This is a genomic window from Pseudomonas sp. HP_08, assembly GCF_055284095.1.
This window is the reverse complement of sequence record NZ_JBTOQC010000045.1, coordinates 339912-359961: the sequence shown is the minus strand read 5'-3', so window position 1 is coordinate 359961 and position 20050 is coordinate 339912. Positions and strand designations below refer to the sequence as shown.

Genomic DNA, 20050 nt, shown 5'->3' with positions numbered 1-20050 from the left:
TTCATGTCGGCTTCTTTCGTTCATCTGCGCCTGCACACTGAATACTCCCTGGTCGACGGGCTGGTCCGGGTCAAGCCGCTGGTCAAGGCGCTGACGGGCATGAACATGCCGGCGGTGGCCGTCACCGACCAGGGCAACATGTGCTCGCTGGTCAAGTTCTACAAGGCGGCGCAAGGGGCGGGCATCAAGCCGATCTGCGGTGCTGACTTGTGGCTGGCCGGCAAGAATGCCGATGCGCCGCTGAGCCGCCTGAGCCTGCTGGTGATGAGCCCGCTGGGCTACCGCAACCTCACCGAGCTGATTTCCCGTGGTTTCACCGAAGGCCAGCGCAACGGTTTTGTGATCATCGAGCGCGAGTGGGTGGCCCAGGCCAGTGAAGGCCTGATCGCATTGTCGGCGGCCAAGGAGGGCGAAATCGGCATGGCCCTGCTCAGCGGCAATGCCGATGAGGCCGACCAGCTGTTGCGTGAATGGATGGCGGTGTTTCCCGACCGCTTCTACATCGAGTTGCAGCGCACCAACCGGGTCAACGACGAAGAGCATGTGCATGCCGCTGTCGCCCTGGCCGATCGCCATGGCGCGCCGCTGGTGGCGACCAACGATGTGCGGTTTATCCGCGAAGAAGATTTTGCCGCCCACGAAACCCGCGTCTGCATCGGCGAAGGCCGGGCGCTGGACGACCCGCGTCGCTCGCGCAATTACAGCGATCAGCAGTACCTCAAAAGCGCAGAAGAAATGGCTGAGCTGTTCAGCGACCTGCCCGAGGCGCTGGAAAACACCGTCGAGATCGCCAAGCGCTGCAACATCGACGTCAAGCTGGGCACGCACTTCCTGCCCAACTTCCCGATCCCCGATGGCATGACCATCGACGAATACTTTCGCAAGGTCTCTTTTGACGGCCTTGAAGAGCGCCTGCAGGTACTGCTGCCCAAAGACTCGGAAAACTATGACGAACGCCGTCAGGTGTATGTCGACCGGTTGAATTTCGAGCTGGATATCATCATCCAGATGGGCTTTCCCGGTTACTTCCTGATCGTGATGGACTTCATCCAGTGGGCCAAGAGCAACGGCGTGCCAGTGGGCCCGGGCCGGGGTTCGGGTGCCGGATCGCTGGTGGCCTATGTGCAGAAGATCACCGACCTGGACCCGCTGGAATACGACCTGCTGTTCGAACGCTTTCTTAACCCCGAGCGGGTTTCGATGCCCGACTTCGACGTCGACTTCTGCATGGACGGTCGCGACCGGGTCATCGAATATGTGGCCGAGAAATACGGCCGCAATGCGGTCAGCCAGATCATCACCTTCGGTTCCATGGCGGCCAAGGCGGTGGTACGCGACGTGGCGCGGGTGCAGGGCAAGTCCTACGGCCTGGCCGATCGCTTGTCGAAGATGATCCCCTTCGAAGTCGGCATGACGCTCGAGAAGGCTTTCGAGCAGGAAGAGATTCTGCGCGACTTCCTCAAGAACGATGAAGAAGCGGCCGAAATCTGGGAGATGGCGCTCAAGCTTGAAGGCGTGGTGCGTAACGTCGGTAAACACGCCGGTGGTGTGGTGATCGCGCCGACCAAGCTGACCGACTTTGCACCCATTTATTGCGACGAGGCCGGTGATGGCCTGGTGACCCAGTTCGACAAGGACGACGTCGAGGCGGCGGGTCTGGTGAAGTTCGACTTCCTCGGCCTGCGGACCCTGACGATCATCGACTGGGCGCTGGACACCATCAACCGCGAGCGGGCCAAGGAAGACAAGGCGCCGCTGGACATCGCCTTTATCCCGCTGGACGACAAGCCGACCTACGAGCTGTTGCAGCGCGCTGAAACCACGGCGGTTTTCCAGCTTGAATCGCGCGGCATGAAAGAGCTGATCAAAAAGCTCAAGCCCGACTGCCTGGAAGACTTGATCGCACTGGTGGCGCTGTTTCGTCCCGGTCCTTTGCAATCGGGCATGGTCGATGACTTCATCAACCGTAAGCACGGCCGCGCCGAACTGGCGTATCCGCACCCCGATTATCAGTACGAAGGCCTCAAGCCGGTGCTGGCACCGACCTACGGCATCATCCTGTATCAGGAACAGGTGATGCAGATTGCCCAGGTCATGGCCGGCTACACTCTGGGTGGCGCTGACATGCTGCGCCGCGCCATGGGTAAGAAAAAGCCCGAAGAAATGGCCAAGCAGCGCGGCGGTTTCATCGAAGGTTGCAAGAACAACAATATCGAGCCGGACCTGGCGGGCAACATTTTCGACCTGGTGGAAAAATTCGCCGGTTACGGTTTCAACAAGTCTCACTCGGCCGCCTATGGCCTGGTCTCTTACCAGACCGCCTGGCTGAAAATGCACTACCCGGCGCCGTTCATGGCGGCGGTATTGTCGGCGGACATGCACAACACCGACAAGGTCGTGACCCTGATCGAAGAAGTGCGCAGCATGAAGCTGCGCCTGGATGCGCCGGATGTGAACATGTCCGAGTTCAAGTTCACGGTCAGTGACGACGGACGCATCATCTACGGCCTGGGCGCGATCAAAGGCGTCGGCGAAGGGCCGGTGGAAGCGATCACCGAGGCGCGTCAGGCCGGGCCGTTCAAGGATCTGTTCGATTTCTGCGCCCGGGTCGACCTCAAACGGGTCAACAAGCGAACCCTGGATGGCCTGATTCGCAGCGGTGCGCTGGACCGGCTGGGGCCGTATTTCGAGCTGGAACCCAAGGCGTATCAGGCCAATATCGACCGTAACCGTTCGGTGTTGCTGACCGCGCTGGAAGAAGCCATCCAGTCGGCCGAGCAGACTGCACGCAGCCGCGACAGCGGGCACAGCGACCTGTTTGGTGGCCTGTTCGAAGCCGCAGATGCCGATGTCTATGCCAACCATCGCAAGACCCGTGAGATCACGCTCAAGGAGCGTCTTCGCGGTGAGAAAGAAACCCTGGGCCTGTACCTGACCGGCCATCCGATCGATGAGTATGAAGGCGAGATCCGCAGGTTCGCCCGCCAGCGCATCATCGACCTCAAGCCGGCCCGCGATACGCAGACCGTGGCCGGGCTGGTGATTGCCCTGCGGGTGATGAAAAACAAGAAGGGCGACAAGATGGGTTTCATCACCCTGGATGACCGCTCGGCGCGTATCGAAGCCTCGTTGTTTGCCGAGGCTTTTCACGCCGCGCAGTCACTGTTGCAGACCGATGCTATCGTGGTGGTCGAGGGTGAAGTCAGTAACGATGATTTCTCCGGTGGTCTGCGCTTGCGTGCCAAGCGCGTCATGAGCATCGAAGATGCCCGCACCGGCCTTGCCGAAAGCCTGCGCGTGACGGTGGATGCCGCAGCGCTCAAGGGCGACCGGCTGCGCTGGCTGGGTGACCTGTGCAAGCGCCATCGCGGTGCCTGCCCGGTCACGCTCGACTACACAGGGATGGACGCCCAGGCGATATTGCAGTTTGGCGACAGCTGGCGAATCGATCCCGCCGACAGCCTGATTCAGGCGTTGCGTGACCAGTTCGGCAAGCAGAACGTCTTCCTCCAGTACCGTTAAGCGCTTAAAGTACCGAATTTTTAACCTCGACCTGAATGCGCCCCTTCCGTATGGTGGGGCGCTTTTACAGATCAACCGGCCGGCCTCTTGGCCGTCGACCCAAGACGGATGCCTATGAACCCGAATTTTCTCGATTTCGAACAGCCTATCGCTGACTTGCAAGCCAAGATCGAAGAGCTGCGCCTGGTAGGCAATGACAACTCGCTGAACATCAGCGACGAGATCTCCCGGCTGCAGGACAAGAGCAATACGCTTACCGAAAGCATCTTCGGCAACCTGACCAGCTGGCAGATCGCCCGGATGGCGCGTCACCCGCGTCGTCCTTATACCCTGGACTACATCGAGCACATCTTTACCGAGTTCGACGAGTTGCACGGCGACCGGCACTTTGCCGATGACGCCGCTCTGGTCGGCGGTGTCGCGCGTCTGGACGATCAGCCGGTGATGGTGATCGGTCACCAGAAAGGCCGTGAAGTGCGCGAGAAAGTGCGCCGTAACTTCGGCATGCCGCGCCCTGAAGGCTACCGCAAGGCCTGCCGTCTGATGGAAATGGCCGAGCGCTTCAAGATGCCGATCATGACCTTCATCGACACCCCGGGCGCGTACCCGGGCATCGATGCCGAAGAGCGCAACCAGAGCGAAGCGATTGCCTGGAACCTGCGCGTGATGGCGCGTCTGAAAACCCCGATCATCGCCACTGTGATCGGTGAAGGCGGTTCCGGCGGCGCACTGGCCATCGGCGTTTGCGACCAGTTGAACATGCTGCAGTATTCGACCTATGCGGTGATCTCGCCTGAAGGTTGCGCATCGATTCTGTGGAAAACCGCCGAAAAGGCACCGGATGCCGCTGAAGCCATGGGCATCACCGCCGAGCGCCTGAAAGGCCTGGGGATCGTCGACAAGGTGATCGGTGAGCCACTCGGTGGCGCGCATCGCGATCCAGCCGCCGCCGCTGCGCTGATCCGCGAAGAGTTGCTCGGTCAACTGGCCGCGCTGAAGAAATTCGACAGCGCTGCATTGCTGGCGCGCCGTTATGAGCGCCTGATGAGCTACGGCGTCTGATATGACCCCGGGACAGTGTCATGAGCGATAACGCGCTGCACACAGCGCTCGCTCAGGCGCTGTCCGGGGCCGGCGCGGCGCCTGCCTTGCATGTCGCGTTCTCCGGTGGCCTGGATTCCACTGTCCTGCTGCACCTGCTGGTCACGTTTTCAAGACGCCAGCCACTCCCTCCCATTCATGCCATTCATGTCCACCACGGCCTGCAGGCGACGGCTGACGCCTGGCCGGAGCATTGTCGTCAGGTCTGTGCGGCGCTGGGTGTGCCCTTGCGCATAGAAAAGGTTCAGGTGCGCAGCGGCGCCAGCCTTGAAGAGGCGGCGCGTCAGGCGCGCTATGCCGCGTTTACGCACGTGCTGGGGCCGGATGAATGGCTGCTTGTGGCCCAGCATCGCGATGATCAGGCCGAAACGCTGTTGTTTCGTCTGTTGCGGGGTGCCGGAGTACGCGGTCTGGCGGCCATGGCGCCGCGCCGGGCGCTGGGGCAGGGCAGCCTGCTGCGTCCATTGCTCGGCGTTTCTCGCTCGGTGCTCGAGGGCTATGCGCAGCGCCACGGGCTGAGTTGGGTCGAAGATCCAAGCAATCAAAACGCTCACTATTCGCGCAATTTTCTGCGGGCGCAGGTGTTGCCGCTGTTGCAGGCGCGCTGGCCGCAGGCGCAGGCAAGCCTGGCGCGCAGTGCGGCGCACCTGGCCGAAGCACAGCAATTGCTGGATGAGCGGGCGGTCGAGGACCTGACGACTGCGCGGCGATATGACGCATCGGCCGCTGCTTTTCACTGGCTTGATCTGCCGTGTCTGACCCTGGCGCCGCTGGCCGGTTTGTCCGAGGCGCGCCAGCGCAATGCTCTGCGACACTGGCTGGCGCCGTTGACCCGGCTGCCGGACACCGACCATTGGGCCGGCTGGAGAGACCTGCGCGATGCGCAGCCGGCAGCGCACCCCGTCTGGCGCCTGGCCGATGGCGAACTGCACCGCGCCGGCGAGCAGGTGTTCTGGCTGGCGGGTGACTGGCTGCATGAGCCTTGCGGTGTGTTGGACTGGCACGATCCGTCGCAGCCGCTGGCATTGCCTGGCAATGGGGTACTGCGTTTTGCAGGGCACGTGCCGCCAGGATCGTTTCAAGTGCGCTATCGCCACGGCGGTGAGGTGATGAACGTGCCCGGCCGCGGGCAGCGCGATCTCAAGCGGTTGCTCAACGAAAAAAGACTGCCCGGTTTTGTCCGCGGCCGTCTGCCACTGCTGTTTCAGGGCGATCACCTGGTGGCGGTGGCCAATCTGCCAGGCCTGGACGAGGTGGGTGAAAAAGGTGCGCGGTTGTACTGGCATGCACCGACGAACGACCAATGTTTGAGCTGATAGGCCCTTTCCGGTAGACTACGCTCCCTTCTTGATACAGCTTGTGTCAGTGGTTTCCAATTGACCCAAGTTGCCGATTCAAAACCCGTGTTTACGGGGCAATCTTTAACGTGTGGCGCGATGGGCAGGCTTTTTTTGCCGGTCGGTTTCAACGCAGCAGTTTCAGGAGTGCACTGTGAACCTGGTGGGTAATCGGAGGCTTCGGCCTTCCTTCGCTTTCCCCGGCGGCTCTGACCGCTTTAACGCAGACTTCTAGGGTTTTTCATGACGCGCTACATCTTCGTCACGGGCGGTGTTGTTTCTTCATTGGGGAAAGGCATTGCCTCGGCTTCATTGGCGGCCATCCTGGAGGCGAGGGGACTTAAGGTCACCATGCTCAAGCTGGACCCCTACATCAACGTCGACCCGGGCACCATGAGCCCGTTCCAGCACGGTGAAGTGTTCGTCACCCACGACGGCGCCGAAACCGACCTGGACCTGGGCCACTACGAGCGGTTCATCCGCACGACCATGACCCAGAACAACAACTTCACCACCGGCCGTGTGTACGAACACGTGCTGCGCAAGGAGCGCCGTGGTGATTATCTGGGCGCGACCATTCAGGTCATCCCGCACATCACCGACGAAATCAAGCGCCGGATCATCAAGGGCGCCGGCGATGCCGACGTGGCCCTGGTCGAAATCGGCGGCACGGTCGGCGACATCGAGTCGCAACCGTTCCTGGAAGCCATTCGTCAACTGCGCTTCGAAGTGGGCGCCAAGCGCGCCATGCTGATGCACCTGACCCTGGTTCCGTACATCGCCACTGCAGGCGAAACCAAGACCAAGCCGACCCAGCATTCGGTCAAGGAACTGCGCTCCATCGGCCTGCAGCCTGACGTACTGATCTGCCGTTCCGATCACCCGATCGACGTTTCGTCGCGTCGCAAGATCGCGCAGTTCACCAACGTTGAAGAGCGTGCGGTCATCGGCCTGGAAGACGCCGACACCATCTACAAGATCCCGGGCATCCTCCACGCTCAAGGCCTGGACGATTTCGTCGTCGAGCGCTTTGGCCTGCAATGCGGCGGCGCCGATCTGTCCGAGTGGGAAGCGGTGGTCGATGCCAAGCTCAACCCGGAGCATGAAGTGACCATCGCCATGGTCGGCAAGTACATGGAATTGCTCGATGCGTACAAATCGCTGATCGAGGCCATGAGCCACGCCGGTATCACCAACCGCACCAAGGTGAACCTGCGCTACATCGATTCCGAAGACATCGAGAACCAGGGCACCGGCCTGCTTGAAGGCGTCGACGCCATTCTGGTGCCGGGCGGCTTCGGTCTGCGCGGTGTCGAAGGCAAGATCACTGCGGTGCAATACGCTCGCGAAAACAAGGTCCCTTACCTGGGCATCTGCCTGGGCATGCAAGTGGCGGTCATCGAGTTCGCCCGTAACGTGCTGGGCTGGAAAGATGCCAACTCCACCGAGTTCGACCGTACCGTCGAGCATCCGGTAGTAGGCCTGATCACCGAGTGGGAAGACGCCACCGGTGCGGTCGAAACCCGCACCGAAAGCTCGGACCTGGGCGGCACCATGCGTCTGGGCGCTCAGGAATGCCAACTGCTTCCTGGCACCAAGGTGCACGACTGCTACGCCAAGGATGTGATCGTCGAGCGCCATCGTCATCGCTACGAGGTCAACAACAAGCTGCTGCCACAACTGGTCGAGGCTGGCCTGAAAATCTCCGGTCGCTCCGGTGACGGCGCGCTGGTTGAAGTGGTCGAGGCGGCTGACCATCCGTGGTTCGTGGCCTGCCAGTTCCACCCTGAGTTCACCTCGACGCCACGTGACGGACATCCGCTGTTCAGCGGCTTCGTCAAGGCAGCCCTGGCTCAACATCAGAAGAACGCCTGATTCGGGATATCAAGTACATGGCTCAGAAAATCATCCGCGTAGGCTCCATCGAGATCGCCAACGACAAGCCGCTGGTCCTGTTCGGCGGCATGAACGTGCTGGAGTCCCGTGACCTGGCCATGCAGATCTGCGAGCAATACGTACGCGTTACCGAGAAACTCGGTATCCCGTACGTGTTCAAGGCCAGTTTCGACAAGGCTAATCGCTCGTCGATCAACTCCTATCGGGGGCCGGGTCTGGAAGAGGGCTTGCGCATTTTCGAAGAGATCAAGCGCACCTTCAATGTGCCGCTGATCACCGATGTGCATGAGCCGCATCAGGCCGCTCCCGTGGCCGAAGTGTGCGACATCATCCAGTTGCCGGCCTTTCTGTCGCGTCAGACCGATCTGGTCGTGGCGATGGCAAAGACCGGTGCCGTGATCAACATCAAGAAAGCCCAGTTCCTCGCGCCCCAGGAGATGAAGCACATCCTGACCAAATGCGAAGAGGCGGGTAACGAGCAGTTGATCCTCTGCGAGCGCGGTTCGAGCTTCGGCTACAACAACCTGGTAGTGGACATGCTCGGCTTCGGCATCATGAAGCAGTTCGAGTACCCGGTGTTCTTCGACGTGACCCATGCCCTGCAAATGCCGGGCGGTCGCTCCGATTCGGCCGGCGGTCGCCGCGCCCAGGTACTGGAGCTGGCCAAGGCCGGTCTGTCGCAAGGCCTGGCCGGGTTGTTTCTTGAGGCGCACCCGGACCCGGACAACGCCAAGTGCGATGGTCCTTGCGCCCTGCGCCTGGACAAGCTTGAGCCGTTCCTGACCCAGCTCAAGGCACTGGATGATCTGGTGAAAAGTTTTGCACCCGTAGAGACCGCGTAAGCCCGGCTCTGCGGTAAAGTGCGCGCCCGGTCCTGCCGGTTTCTGGCCGGGCGCCACCCGTTTTTCCCTGCTGTGTCGTTTACGTCAATCTTGGAGTGTTCACAACAATGGCAAAAATCGTCGACATCAAAGGTCGTGAAGTTCTCGACTCCCGTGGCAACCCCACTGTCGAAGCTGACGTGCTTCTCGACAATGGCATCACCGGTTCGGCCTGCGCGCCATCCGGTGCTTCGACCGGCTCGCGCGAAGCGCTCGAGCTGCGTGATGGCGACAAGAGCCGTTACCTGGGTAAAGGCGTTCTGAAAGCGGTAGCCAACATCAATGGCCCGATTCGCGATCTGCTGCTGGGTAAAGACCCGGTCGACCAGAAAGCCCTGGACCAGGCGATGATTGCCCTCGACGGTACCGAGAACAAAGGCAGCCTGGGCGCCAACGCCATCCTCGCCGTGTCCCTGGCCGCTGCCAAGGCCGCTGCCCAGGATCAGGATCTGCCGCTGTACGCGCACATCGCCAACCTCAATGGCACCCCTGGCGTCTACTCGATGCCGGTACCGATGATGAACATCATCAACGGTGGCGAGCACGCTGATAACAACGTCGACATTCAAGAATTCATGGTTCAGCCGGTCGGCGCCAAGAGCTTTTCCGACGCGCTGCGCATGGGCACCGAGATTTTCCATCACCTCAAGGCTGTCCTGAAGGCCCGTGGCCTGAACACTGCCGTGGGTGACGAGGGCGGTTTTGCCCCTAACCTGGCTTCCAACGAAGACGCTCTGGGCGCCATCGCAGAAGCGGTAGCCAACGCCGGTTACACCCTGGGCACCGACGTGACCCTGGCACTTGACTGCGCGGCCAGCGAATTCTTCGAAGAAGGCGGCACCTACAACCTGTCCGGTGAAGGCCAGTCGTTCGACGCCGCAGGTTTTGCCGACTACCTGGCAGGTCTGGCCAGCCGTTACCCGATCATCTCGATCGAAGACGGCCTGGACGAGTCCGACTGGGCTGGCTGGAAAATCCTCACCGACAAGCTCGGCGACAAGGTGCAACTGGTCGGCGACGACCTGTTCGTGACCAATACCAAGATCCTGAAAGAAGGCATCGACAAGAAGATCGCCAACTCGATCCTGATCAAGTTCAACCAGATCGGTACCCTGACCGAAACCCTGGAAGCCATCCAGATGGCCAAGGCCGCCGGTTACACCGCCGTGATCTCGCACCGTTCCGGTGAAACCGAAGATTCGACCATTGCCGATCTGGCCGTGGGCACTGCGGCTGGCCAGATCAAGACGGGCTCGCTGTGCCGTTCCGATCGCGTCTCGAAGTACAACCAACTGCTGCGTATCGAAGAGCAATTGGGTGCCAAGGCTGTGTATCGCGGTCGCGCAGAGTTTCGCGGCTAAGCCATAGATGGTAAAACGGCAGGGCCGGCACGCAGTGTGTGCCGGCCCATGCCGATGTTGCACTGATTAGGCCTGGCATTTGTCAGGCCTAATGCCGTTGGTCGCTATGTTTCTGGCGCTGCCGCCTCATTACCGGGTCACTGATATTTAAATGCGCAGTCCTTACTGGTTGTTTCTCGTCCTGCTGCTGTTACTTGCCGGTCTGCAATATCGACTGTGGGTAGGCAACGGAAGCCTGGCGCAAGTGGCCAGCCTGACCCAGCAGATCGCGGATCAACATGCCGAGAATGAAAACCTGCTCGAACGCAATCGGGTGCTGGATGCTGAAGTCATGGAGCTGAAAAAGGGTCTGGAGACCGTCGAAGAGCGTGCCCGCCATGAGCTGGGCATGGTCAAGGACGGTGAAACGCTTTATCAGCTGGCGCGCTAGGCATGAGCACTGCATTGCCTTTTTTCTGGGCCGTCATTCCCGCCGCAGGCGTGGGTGCGCGTATGGCCGCAGACCGTCCCAAGCAATATCTGGCATTGGGCGGCCTCACTATTCTTGAACACAGCCTGCTGTGTTTTCTCGATCATCCAAGGCTCAAGGGGCTGGTGATCAGCCTTGCAGCGGATGATCCCTACTGGCCGACCTTGCCCTGTGCCCTGGATTCACGTATCCAGCGCGTCACCGGTGGCAAGGAGCGCGCCGACTCTGTCCTCAACGCCTTGCTGCACCTGCACGCGCAGGGCGCAAGCGACGATGACTGGGTGCTGGTGCACGATGCCGCACGGCCTAATCTGGCGCGCAGCGATCTGGACAACCTGCTGGGCGAACTGGCCGATGATCCGGTCGGTGGTCTGTTGGCGGTGCCGGCCCGTGACACCCTCAAGCGTGCCGATGCTCAGGGGCGGGTGACCGAGACGGTCGATCGCAGCCTGATCTGGCAGGCCTATACGCCGCAGATGTTCCGTCTTGGCGCCCTGCACCGTGCGTTGGCCGACAGTCTGGTGGCGCATGTGGCGATCACCGATGAGGCTTCGGCCATCGAGTGGGCTGGTGCTGCGCCGCGTCTTGTCGAGGGGCGGGCGGATAACATCAAGGTTACGCGGCCTGAAGATCTTGAGTGGTTGCGTCAGCGTCGGCAGGGTCGCTTCTAGAGGGTCGCCTCTAGTCGCTTCTAAGTGGGTGATTATGTTGTCGGTGCGTGCTGTGGTGGCCGTTAGCCGACACCATATTCCTTACGCTGCGCCAATCCCTGCTTGAGATAGTCGACCAGCTTGCGCACTTTGGGCGACAAGTGCCGTTGTTGCGGGTACAGCGCCCACACCGCCGTGTTGGGCGGCTGATGCGCCTCAAGCAGGGAAACCAGCGCGCCGCTGTGCAGATGCTCCAGCACGTAATAATCCGGTAGCTGGCACAGGCCCGTGCCGTGCAAGGCCGCGTCCAGTACCGCCTGGCCGCTGTTGCAGCGCCAGTTGCCTTGCACGCGCTGGGAAAACTCCCTGCCATTTTGCTGCAATAGCCAGGTGTCGCTGCTGCCGATCAGGCAATTGTGGCGGCTCAGTTCCGACAGGCTGTGCGGCCGGCCATAACGCTCCAGGTACGATGGCGAAGCGCACAGGTACATGCGTCGCGGCGCCAGGCGCGTGGCGACCATTCGTGAGTCTTGCAGCCGTCCAAGGCGGATCGCCAGGTCCAGGCCCTCGTGGACCAGGTCCAGGGTGTCGTTGCTCAGTTCGAGGTCGACGCGCAATTGTGGGTAGTTTTCCATGAAGCGGGTCACCAGCGGCGCGATGAATCGTTCGCCGTAGGCCACCGCGCAGGTCATGCGCAACAGCCCCTTGGGTTCGCTATTCAAATCGCCGACTGCGCGCAAGGCTTCTTCGCGGCCGTCTTGCAGGCGCTGGCAGTGCTGCAAAAAAGTCTGCCCGGCCTCAGTGAGTGTCACCCGTCGGGTACTGCGGTACAGCAGGCGGGTTTGCAGGCGCTCTTCAAGGCGCATGATCTGCCGGCTGACATGTGAAGACGACACGCCCAGACGCAGCGCAGCCGCAGTGAACTGGCCGCTTTCAGCGACCGCAACAAACTCGTCCAGACCTTCCCAGCGATTGGCGTACATCGATTGTCCCTGTACAGCAATAATGTTTTGCTTTTGCCTGGATTATTCATCATTCGGTAGCGTAATACACTCCGTGTCTGTTTTTACCCTAATGGAGAGACCCAATGATCAAGTCACGCGCCGCTGTCGCCTTTGAAGCCAAGAAGCCACTGGAGATTGTCGAAATCGATGTGGCCATGCCCAAGGCCGGCGAAGTGTTGCTGCGGGTCGTGGCCTCCGGGGTTTGCCATACGGACGCCTACACCTTGTCCGGTGCCGACCCTGAAGGCATTTTTCCGGCAATCCTGGGCCATGAAGGTGGTGCGATTGTCGAGGCTATCGGCGAGGGTGTGACCTCGGTGGCGGTGGGCGATCACGTCATCCCGCTGTACACCCCCGAATGCCGCCAGTGCAAATTCTGCCTGTCGGGCAAGACCAACCTCTGCCAGTCGATTCGTGCGACCCAGGGCAAAGGCCTGATGCCGGACGGCACTGCGCGCTTTTCCTACAAAGGCCAGCCGATTTTCCATTACATGGGCACCTCGACCTTTTCCGAGTACACCGTCTTGCCGGAAATCTCGGTGGCCAAGATCCAGAAAGATGCACCGCTGGAAAAAGTCTGCCTGCTGGGCTGCGGCGTGACCACCGGCATCGGTGCCGTGCTCAACACCGCCAAGGTCAAGCCCGGTGACACCGTGGCCATCTTCGGTCTGGGCGGCATTGGTCTGTCGGCCATCATCGGTGCGGTCAAGGCCAAGGCCTCGCGCATCATTGCCATCGACATCAACCCGTCCAAGTTCGATATCGCCCGCCAGTTGGGCGCTACCGACTTCATCAACCCGAAAGAATACGATCGCCCGATCCAGGAAGTGATCGTCGACCTGACCGATGGCGGCGTGGACTTCTCGTTCGAGTGCATCGGCAACGTGCAACTGATGCGTGCAGCGCTGGAGTGCTGCCACAAGGGTTGGGGCGAGTCGGTGATCATCGGTGTGGCCGGTGCCGGCCAGGAAATCGCCACCCGTCCGTTCCAGTTGGTGACCGGTCGCGTCTGGCGCGGCTCGGCCTTCGGTGGCGTGCGCGGTCGTACCGAACTGCCAAGCTACGTCGACATGGCGCAAAGCGGCGAGATTCCGCTGGATGACTTCATCACCCACACCATGGGTCTTGAGGACATCAACAAAGCGTTCGACCTGATGCATGAAGGCAAGAGCATCCGCTCCGTCATCCATTTCTGAGGAAGCCGCAAGTTTTGAGCTGCAAGCGGCAAGAGGGCACCCGCCTTTACTTGCCGCTTGCAGTCATGAGCTTGCAGCCTGGAGCTGTCCAATGAGTCTTGAAAACATTTCTTGCCAGAAGAGCTTTGGTGGCTGGCACAAACGCTACAAGCACACCTCCAAAGTGCTGGGGTGCGACATGGTGTTTGCCGTGTACCTGCCACCTCAGGCAGAGCAGGGCGGCAAGCTGCCGGTGCTGTACTGGCTGTCGGGACTGACCTGCACCGATGAAAACTTCATGCAGAAGGCCGGCGCGCATCGGCTGGCGGCCGAGCTGGGGATCATCATCGTGGCGCCGGACACCAGTCCGCGTGGCCCCGATGTGCCGGGCGACCCGGACGGTGCCTGGGATTTCGGCCTCGGGGCGGGGTTCTATCTCAATGCCACCGAGCAGCCCTACGCCAAGCATTACCAGATGCATGACTATGTGGTTGATGAGTTGCCGGCGTTGATCGAAGCGCACTTTCCGGCTTCCCAGGCGCGCGGCATCAGCGGCCACTCCATGGGCGGGCATGGTGCGCTGGTCTGTGCCTTGCGCAACCCTGGGCGCTATCAGTCGGTGTCGGCGTTTTCGCCCATCAGCAATCCGGTCGATTGCCCGTGGGGCCAGAAGGCGTTTTCCCGCTATCTGGGGGAAGATCGCTCGCGCTGGCGCGAGTGGGATGCCAGCCTGCTGCTGGCTCAGGCCACCCAGAAGCTGCCGATCCTGGTGGACCAGGGCGATCGCGACGATTTTCTGGTCAATCAGCTCAAGCCCGAAGCGCTGGTACAGGCCGCCAAGGCCGCCGGTCATCCATTGAACCTGCGTCTGCAGCCCGGCTATGACCACAGCTATTACTTCATCGCCAGCTTCATCGAAGAGCACCTGCGTCATCACGCCACAGCCCTGAACGCGTATTGAGTGCAATCAGGTCAGTTCAACTGACCTTGTGCCCTGCAAAGCAGGTAGAATCGCGCCCTGACTTTTTTCAGGGCGTTTTTCTATGCGTATTGGCCATGGCTACGATGTGCACCGTTTCGCCGAAGGCGATTTCATTACCTTGGGCGGCGTGCGGATTGCACACGGTTTCGGCCTGCTGGCCCATTCCGATGGCGATGTCCTGTTGCATGCCCTGAGCGATGCCTTGCTGGGAGCCGCCGCACTGGGCGACATCGGCAAGCACTTCCCGGACACCGATCCACAATTCAAGGGCGCCGACAGCCGCGTATTGCTGCGCCATGTGCTCACACTGGTGCAGGGCAAGGGCTGGAAGATCGCCAATGTCGACGCCACCATCGTTGCCCAGGCACCGAAGATGGCGCCGCACATCCAGGCCATGCGCGAGCTGATCGCCGAAGACCTGCAGGTTGACCTCGACCAGGTCAACGTCAAGGCCACCACCACAGAGAAACTTGGCTTCGTCGGCCGCGAAGAAGGCATCGCGGTGCATGCCGTCGCGCTGTTGCTGCGCGCATGAACGACCTTCAATTGCTGGGCCCGCGGGCTTACGGAGAGGCGTTGGGTACGGCTGTGCTCAAAGCCACTGCCGATGATTTTCAGGTCGACGAAGTGCTGGACATTCCGTTGTCCGGCGATGGCGAGCACCTGTGGCTCTGGGTTGAAAAGCGCGATCTGAACACCGAAGAGGCCGCCCGGCGCCTGGCGCGTGCTGCCGGCGTGCAATTGCGCACGGTCAGTTATGCCGGTCTCAAGGACCGGCAGGCGCTGACCCGGCAATGGTTCAGCATTCAGTTGCCGGGCAAGGCTGACCCCGACCTGTCGGCGGCCGAAGATGCCACCCTGACCATTCTTTCGCGCAGCCGGCACCGCCGCAAACTGCAGCGTGGCGCGCATGCCGCCAACGGTTTTACCCTGCGCCTGACCGGTCTCAAGGCCGACAAGCCTGCCTTGCAGCAGCGCCTGGAAGCGATCGCGGCCCAAGGCGTGCCCAATTACTTCGGTGCCCAGCGTTTTGGCTACGAAGGCGGCAACCTGGCGCAGGCCCGCGACTATGCCGCGCGCCTGGCCTTGCCCGAGCAGCGCGCAGTGCGCTCGCGGCTGTTGTCCACGGCGCGCAGTTACCTGTTCAACCGGGTATTGGCGGCGCGGGTCAGCGACGGCAGCTGGAATACGGCGCAAGCAGGCGATTTGCTGGCATTCACCGACAGTCGCAGTTTTTTCCCGGCCGGCCTCGAGGAGTGCAACGATCCTCGCCTGGCGATTCTTGACCTGCACCCCACCGGGCCGCAGTGGGGCGCAGGCGCCTCACCTGCCAGCGGCGCCACCGGCGAGCTGGAAAACAGCCTTGCAGACAGCGAGGCGGCGCTGTGCGAATGGCTGGTGCGGGCGGGGATGGAACACGAACGTCGTATCCTGCGACTGCCCATTGGCCGTTTGGCATGGCATTATCCCGAGCCTGACATTCTGCAACTGGAATTTGTCCTTCCGCCCGGATGTTTCGCCACCGTTCTGGTACGCGAACTCGTCGATCTGGTGCCGGTCGGGCTAACGGATAGCCCATGCGTATTCTGATTTCAAACGATGACGGGGTCGCTGCGCCCGGTCTGGCAGCGCTGTATGCCGCGTTGTCGGATTATGCCGAGTGCACGGTGATTGCCCCGGATCAAGACAAGAGCGGTGCCAGCAGTTCATTGACGCTGGATCGCCCGCTGCACCCACAAACCCTGGGGAACGGTTTCATCAGTATCAACGGTACGCCGACCGATTGTGTGCACCTGGGGCTGCACGGGCTGTTGCCTTATGAGTGCGACATGGTGGTGTCTGGCATCAATCTGGGCGCCAACCTTGGCGATGACGTGCTTTATTCGGGCACTGTGGCCGCCGCACTGGAAGGCCGCTTCCTGCAGCGTCCCAGCATGGCCTTTTCATTTCTGTCGCGTGAGCCGGACAACCTCGCGACGGCGGCGCATTACGCGCGCCTGCTGGTCGAGGCGCACGAGCTACTCGACCTGCCGCCACGCACCGTGTTGAACGTGAACATTCCCAACCTGCCGCTGGACCGCATACGTGGCATCCAGTTGACCCGGCTGGGCCATCGGGCCCGCGCTGCGGCACCGGTCAGAATGGTCGATCCGCGTGGCCGTGCCGGTTACTGGATCGCTGCAGCCGGTGATGTCGAGGACGGCGGTGCCGGCACCGATTTTCATGCGGTGATGCAGGGTTATGTGTCCATTACGCCCTTGCAGCTCGATCGCACCTTTCAGGACGGCTTCAGCAGCCTGAACACCTGGCTTGAGGGCTTGCGCTGATGTCCCGTGACCATGATGACTTGCTGCGCCGTGGCATCGGCATGACCTCGCAGCGCACCCGTGAACGGCTGATCCAGCGATTGTCCGAAGAGGGCGTGGCCGATAACCGGGTGCTGGACGTCATTCGCAAGACCCCGCGTCACTTGTTCGTCGATGAGGCGCTGGCACACCGGGCCTATGAAGACACCGCCTTGCCGATCGGCCATAACCAGACCATTTCCCAGCCCTACATGGTGGCGCGCATGAGCGAGCTGCTGCTGGAGGCCGGGCCTTTGGACAAGGTGATGGAAATCGGTACGGGCTCCGGTTACCAGACGGCTGTGCTGGCGCAACTGGTCGAGCGGGTGTTCTCGGTCGAGCGCATCAAAGTGTTGCAGGATCGTGCCAAGGAACGCCTGATCGAACTGAACGTGCGCAATGTGGTGTTTCGCTGGGGTGACGGTTGGGAAGGCTGGCCGGCGCTGGCGCCTTACAACGGCATCATTGTCACCGCGGTGGCTACCGATGTCCCTCAGGCGTTGCTCGATCAGCTGGCGCCCGGCGGGCGTATGGTCATACCGGTGGGCTCCGGCGAGGTTCAGCAGTTGTTGATGATCGTACGTGAAGAACACGGGTTCTCCCGGCGTGTGCTGGGTGCTGTGCGTTTTGTGCCGTTGCTCAATGGCCCACTGGCCTGAACGGTCTGGCCTGTTGTCGGGAATTCTGTACGCCACTGCGGGTCTATCACCTGCCTGACGGTCTTGATATGGCAGCATGGCATTATCGTGTAACGCCGCTTGTTTCAGGCAAGCGCGCGTAACACCGGTTACACTCGCTGCTCATCGTATTTGTAACGTAACAGCATCATTTCAAATCAATCACCAGGAAAGGGAGTGGCGGGTGAGTCACACAGTCATTCGGCAGCTTAGGTTTTTGACAGGTTTTCAGCGTCTGGTGATTGGCCTTGCCCTGAGCGTCCTTCTGGTCGGCTGCTCCAGTTCGCCTTCGGGCGGCGTTCGCGTTGTCGATCGCAATGGCAATCCTGTCGAGCAGCGCTCGCCAGTCACCTCCGGCCAATACGTGGTCAAGCGTGGCGATACCCTGTTTTCCATCGCCTTCCGTTATGGCTGGGACTGGAAAGCACTGGCGGTGAGCAACAGGATTCCAGAGCCCTACACCATTCGTCCGGGTCAGACGATTCGCTTTGACGGGCGTTCCGATGCCGCGTCGAGTGTGGCGAGCACGCCGGTGCGAACCGGACCTGTCAGTACCTCGACATCGGTCTCCAGCAGTGGCTCGGGTTCTGTAAAAACCACCGTTATTTCCAGGCCGGTTGCTGTAACGCCCGTGGTCATTCCACCGGCGGCGACCAATGCGCAGACCCCGGCGGGGCGCTCTCCAACGGGCTGGACGTGGCCTGCCAGTGGCGTGTTGATAGGAAAATTTTCTTCAAACGGCAGTTTGAATAAAGGCGTTGATATCGCCGGGGATTTGGGACAGCCTGTTTTAGCTGCGTCTGATGGTTCAGTTGTTTACGCCGGGAGTGGATTGCGGGGCTACGGCGAATTGATCATCATCAAGCACAGCGATACCTACGTCAGTGCCTACGGTCATAACCGCAGGTTGCTGGTTCAGGAAGGGCAACAGGTCAAGGCAGGGCAGACAATTGCCGAGATGGGGTCAACGGGGACTGACCGGGTGAAGCTGCATTTCGAGATTCGCCGCCAGGGTAAGCCTGTAGATCCGCTGCAATTCTTGCCACGTCGTTGAAAGTTGTCAGCCTGTTCCCGGCGTAGAGGAACAGGCTCAGGCGTTGCCACGGAAGTCAGGTGACGCGGGGGCTTGAGGTCGAACTCACCAAAGGACTATAACAATGGCTCTTAGCAACGAGGCGCCGGAGTTTGACATCGATGATGAAGTGCTCCTTATGGAAGCAGGCATTGTCCTGGAGCCGGTGTCTGACGAAAAGCAGTCGTCAACCGCAGTCTCGGCTCGCGCCAAGGCCAAAACTTCTTCTTCGCTCAAACAGCACAAGTACATCGATTACACCCGGGCGCTAGACGCCACCCAGTTGTACCTCAACGAAATCGGTTTCTCCCCTTTGCTGTCTCCGGAAGAAGAGGTTCACTTTGCGCGTCTGTCGCAACGTGGCGATCCTGCCGGGCGCAAGCGCATGATCGAGAGCAACCTGAGGCTGGTGGTCAAGATTGCCAGGCGCTATGTCAATCGCGGCCTGTCACTGCTGGACCTCATCGAAGAAGGCAATCTGGGGCTGATTCGGGCCGTCGAGAAATTCGATCCTGAACGCGGTTTCCGTTTTTCGACCTATGCCACCTGGTGGATTCGCCAGACCATCGAGCGGGCGATCATGAACCAGACGCGCACTATCCGTCTGCCGATTCATGTCGTCAAAGAGTTGAATGTCTACTTGCGGGCTGCCCGTGAGCTGACCCAGAAGCTTGATCACGAACCCTCTGCCGAAGAGATCGCCCACCTGCTGGAAAAACCCGTGAGTGAGGTCAAGCGCATGCTGGGCCTCAACGAGCGGGTGTCCTCGGTGGATGTATCGCTGGGGCCGGATTCGGACAAGACACTGCTCGACACCTTGACCGACGATCGTCCAACCGACCCGTGCGAGTTATTGCAGGATGACGACCTCTCGCAAAGCATCGATCAATGGCTTTCGGAATTGACCGAAAAGCAGCGCGAGGTGGTGATTCGCCGCTTCGGCCTGCGCGGTCATGAGAGCAGCACCCTTGAAGATGTGGGGCTCGAGATCGGCCTGACCCGTGAGCGTGTCAGGCAGATTCAGGTCGAGGGCCTCAAGCGTCTGCGTGAAATCCTCGAGAAGAACGGCCTCTCGAGTGAGTCGCTCTTCCAGTAAGTCGCCTGGCGAATAAAAGGCCGATAGCAACAGGTTTGTTGCTATCGGCCTTTTTGCTTTGTGCATACTTGCATTGCGCTATCGTGACAGTAGTGGCTATAAGCAGTGAATCGTTATTTCAGGACCGGCTTTTTGATATCAACTAAGCGTTGTGTAAGTCATTGCTTACGCATGCTGTAAGTATTCCTGGTTTTAATGTGTTGATTTATGCCAGACATGCCTTGATAAAATTCTTATGTCGTTGATTTATATGTGTTTTTATTTATTTCTGTGCAGTATCTGGACACTTTTTATGCCGATGAAAGGGGTTGCTCTTGGCTGAGAAGTCACTACTATCGGAACTGTGCCAACGGAGCGGCACAGGCTCTCAAGGATGAAAGTCGACAGGGACATCGCTGGATGCGATTCATCAGGATGATGAAAGGGATCAAAAGGACAAGGGAAAAAATGTGGGCGGTCATACCGCCCCTTTTTTTTGCCTG

The 20050-nt window shown here is 60.5% G+C and carries 17 protein-coding genes; 16 read left to right on the top strand and 1 reads right to left on the bottom strand.

The window, feature by feature from the left end; genetic code table 11:
• Positions 1–3: 3 nt before the first annotated feature.
• The 8 genes from dnaE (at position 4) to ispD (ending at position 11238) form a co-directional block, all read left to right on the top strand.
• Positions 4–3522: a DNA polymerase III subunit alpha gene (dnaE, locus tag ACYAS9_RS26090; RefSeq protein ID WP_463571316.1), complete on the top strand. Its 3519-nt coding sequence runs from the start codon at positions 4–6 to the stop codon at positions 3520–3522.
• A gap of 114 nt (positions 3523–3636) precedes the next feature.
• A complete protein-coding gene (accA, locus tag ACYAS9_RS26085; RefSeq protein ID WP_463571315.1) occupies positions 3637–4584 on the top strand; it encodes an acetyl-CoA carboxylase carboxyl transferase subunit alpha in 948 nt (315 codons plus the stop codon).
• Between the two features lie 20 nt (positions 4585–4604).
• Complete coding sequence (tilS, locus tag ACYAS9_RS26080; RefSeq protein ID WP_463571314.1) at positions 4605–5939, top strand: tRNA lysidine(34) synthetase TilS; 1335 nt, start codon at positions 4605–4607, stop codon at positions 5937–5939.
• A 264-nt stretch (positions 5940–6203) separates the two neighbouring features.
• The gene (locus ACYAS9_RS26075) at positions 6204–7835 is read left to right on the top strand and encodes a CTP synthase (protein WP_463571313.1); all 1632 of its coding nucleotides are present in this window, start codon (positions 6204–6206) and stop codon (positions 7833–7835) included.
• 17 nt (positions 7836–7852) lie between these two features.
• On the top strand, positions 7853–8698 hold the full coding sequence (kdsA, locus tag ACYAS9_RS26070) for a 3-deoxy-8-phosphooctulonate synthase (protein ID WP_463571312.1): 846 nt from the start codon (positions 7853–7855) through the stop codon (positions 8696–8698).
• Positions 8699–8805: 107 nt separating this feature from the next.
• A complete protein-coding gene (gene eno / locus ACYAS9_RS26065) occupies positions 8806–10098 on the top strand; it encodes a phosphopyruvate hydratase (protein ID WP_463571311.1) in 1293 nt (430 codons plus the stop codon).
• A 151-nt stretch (positions 10099–10249) separates the two neighbouring features.
• Positions 10250–10528 (top strand): cell division protein FtsB, encoded by a 279-nt coding sequence (ftsB, locus tag ACYAS9_RS26060; protein WP_463571310.1) that lies wholly within the window; start codon positions 10250–10252, stop codon positions 10526–10528.
• Between the two features lie 2 nt (positions 10529–10530).
• On the top strand, positions 10531–11238 hold the full coding sequence (gene ispD / locus ACYAS9_RS26055; protein WP_463571309.1) for a 2-C-methyl-D-erythritol 4-phosphate cytidylyltransferase: 708 nt from the start codon (positions 10531–10533) through the stop codon (positions 11236–11238).
• A 62-nt stretch (positions 11239–11300) separates the two neighbouring features.
• Here ispD and ACYAS9_RS26050 read toward each other — a convergent pair whose 3' ends face one another.
• Positions 11301–12200 (bottom strand): LysR family transcriptional regulator, encoded by a 900-nt coding sequence (locus ACYAS9_RS26050; protein ID WP_463571308.1) that lies wholly within the window; start codon positions 12198–12200, stop codon positions 11301–11303.
• A 104-nt stretch (positions 12201–12304) separates the two neighbouring features.
• Between ACYAS9_RS26050 and ACYAS9_RS26045 the strand changes: the two genes are divergently transcribed.
• The 8 genes from ACYAS9_RS26045 (at position 12305) to rpoS (ending at position 19568) form a co-directional block, all read left to right on the top strand.
• Positions 12305–13417: an S-(hydroxymethyl)glutathione dehydrogenase/class III alcohol dehydrogenase gene (locus ACYAS9_RS26045; protein WP_459748504.1), complete on the top strand. Its 1113-nt coding sequence runs from the start codon at positions 12305–12307 to the stop codon at positions 13415–13417.
• Between the two features lie 91 nt (positions 13418–13508).
• Complete coding sequence (gene fghA, locus ACYAS9_RS26040) at positions 13509–14357, top strand: S-formylglutathione hydrolase (RefSeq protein WP_463571307.1); 849 nt, start codon at positions 13509–13511, stop codon at positions 14355–14357.
• A gap of 82 nt (positions 14358–14439) precedes the next feature.
• Positions 14440–14913, top strand: a complete 474-nt coding sequence (gene ispF, locus ACYAS9_RS26035; RefSeq protein WP_463571306.1) for a 2-C-methyl-D-erythritol 2,4-cyclodiphosphate synthase — start codon at positions 14440–14442, stop codon at positions 14911–14913.
• Positions 14910–15968 carry a tRNA pseudouridine(13) synthase TruD gene (gene truD, locus ACYAS9_RS26030; protein WP_463571305.1) on the top strand — a complete coding sequence of 353 codons (1059 nt, stop codon included), beginning with the start codon at positions 14910–14912 and terminating at the stop codon, positions 15966–15968. The genes ispF and truD overlap by 4 nt, the downstream gene beginning before the upstream one ends.
• Positions 15956–16705, top strand: coding sequence for a 5'/3'-nucleotidase SurE (surE, locus tag ACYAS9_RS26025; protein WP_463571304.1), 750 nt, complete (start codon positions 15956–15958; stop codon positions 16703–16705). The genes truD and surE overlap by 13 nt, the downstream gene beginning before the upstream one ends.
• A 41-nt stretch (positions 16706–16746) precedes the next feature.
• Positions 16747–17382: a protein-L-isoaspartate(D-aspartate) O-methyltransferase gene (locus ACYAS9_RS26020; protein ID WP_463571376.1), complete on the top strand. Its 636-nt coding sequence runs from the start codon at positions 16747–16749 to the stop codon at positions 17380–17382.
• A gap of 202 nt (positions 17383–17584) precedes the next feature.
• A complete protein-coding gene (locus ACYAS9_RS26015; RefSeq protein WP_463571303.1) occupies positions 17585–18454 on the top strand; it encodes a peptidoglycan DD-metalloendopeptidase family protein in 870 nt (289 codons plus the stop codon).
• Positions 18455–18557: 103 nt separating this feature from the next.
• On the top strand, positions 18558–19568 hold the full coding sequence (gene rpoS / locus ACYAS9_RS26010; protein WP_463571302.1) for an RNA polymerase sigma factor RpoS: 1011 nt from the start codon (positions 18558–18560) through the stop codon (positions 19566–19568).
• The last annotated feature ends 482 nt before the right edge of the window (positions 19569–20050 follow it).